Raw genomic sequence first — 1,489 nt, forward strand, 5'->3', positions numbered from 1 at the left:
TGATCACGATCGGGTGGAGTGCCGGACATACGAGACGGCCGCCGTGATCGTTGCTTTGTGTGACGAAAGTAAAGAACCCGGCGGCCGTCGGGGGCACGATAGCGCATGCCGATGATGAGCGCCGGGCGGGTTTCCTGGACGCGGTGATGGCCCGGATCGCGGGATGTTTCCGCAGGTGTGAGCCCCGGCGACTGGTCCGGGAGTTCGTGCTGGGACTGCTGATGGAGCTGGAGGACCACAACTGCTGGACTCTGGGCGAGGCGCTGGGGCACACCGGCCCGCATCGGTTGCAGCATCTGCTGTCGCGGGCGAAATGGGACGAGCGGCAGGTCCTGGACCAGACCGCGGTGTGGGCGGCCGGGCACCTGACCGGCGACGATCCCCACGCGGGTCAGGACGCGGTGTTCATCCTGGACGAGACCGGCGACGCCAAGTCCTCCACCGACTGCGTCGGCGCCGCCCGCCAGTACTCCGGCAGCCTGGGCGGGGTCGCGTTGTGCCAGGTCACGGTCAACCTCTCCTACGTCACCGCACGCGGTCACACCATCATCGACCGCCGCCTGTACCTACCCCGTGATTGGGCCTGCGATGAGGAACGCCGTGAGCTGGCCGGCGTCCCCGGCCACATCGAGTTCGCCACCAAACCGCAGCTGGCCGCCCAGATGCTCACCCACGCCCACGACCGCGCGATCCGGGCGCCGTTCGCCGCCGGTGACGAGGTCTACGGCGGCCGCGACCTGCGCCGCCACATCCGCAGCCTGGGCATGAACTATGTGATGGCGGTCAAGCACGACCACCCCGTGGCGCTCGGCCCGCACACCACCACCGCCCGCAAGGCCGTCCGGCTGATCGGCGACGGCGGATGGCAGCGCGTACGCACCGGAACCGGAACCAAAGGCGTCCGCTCCTACGACTGGGCCATGCTCGCCATCACCCCCGACGACACCCCCAACGGCCCAGACCAGGCCGGTGACCAGGCCGGTGACCAGGCCGGTGACGCGGTCCTGCTGGTGCGGCGGCACCGCTACACCCGCAAACTGTCCTACTACCGGTGCTTCACCGCCGGCCCGGCGCCGCTGGCCCGCCTGGTCGCGGTCGCCACGCTGCGCTGGAAGATCGAAGAGGACCACCAGCTCGCCAAACAGGCCTGCGGCCTGGACAAAGGCCAGACCACCCGGTGGAGGTCCTGGCACCGCTGGAGCTGCCTGGCCCTGCTGGCCTACACCTACCTCGCCGTCACCGCAGCCACCGAACCCACCGGCCCGGACCAGGACCCCGACATGATCGCGCTCACCGTCCCCGAACTCCTGCGCAACATCCGAGGACCGATCGTGCCGGAGCCTCGCCGCGATCCCGAACACCGCCGCGCATGGTCCACCTGGCGCCGACGCCACCAATACCGAGCCCGAAAATGCCACCAGGCATGGCACGCCTACGCCGACACCACCACATGATCACCGCAGGCCACAGCCCCAATTACAGCTGCCGT

1 protein-coding gene is annotated in these 1,489 nt (G+C 69.4%); it reads left to right on the forward strand.

Features of this window, described 5'->3' with window-relative positions:
- Positions 1-59: 59 nt before the first annotated feature.
- Complete coding sequence (locus AL2_RS35800; protein WP_083947264.1) at positions 60-1,454, forward strand: IS701 family transposase; 1,395 nt, start codon at positions 60-62, stop codon at positions 1,452-1,454.
- Positions 1,455-1,489: the final 35 nt, after the last annotated feature.

It is taken from the genome of Actinomadura latina NBRC 106108 (genome assembly GCF_001552195.1).
Lineage (GTDB): Bacteria > Actinomycetota > Actinomycetes > Streptosporangiales > Streptosporangiaceae > Spirillospora > Spirillospora latina.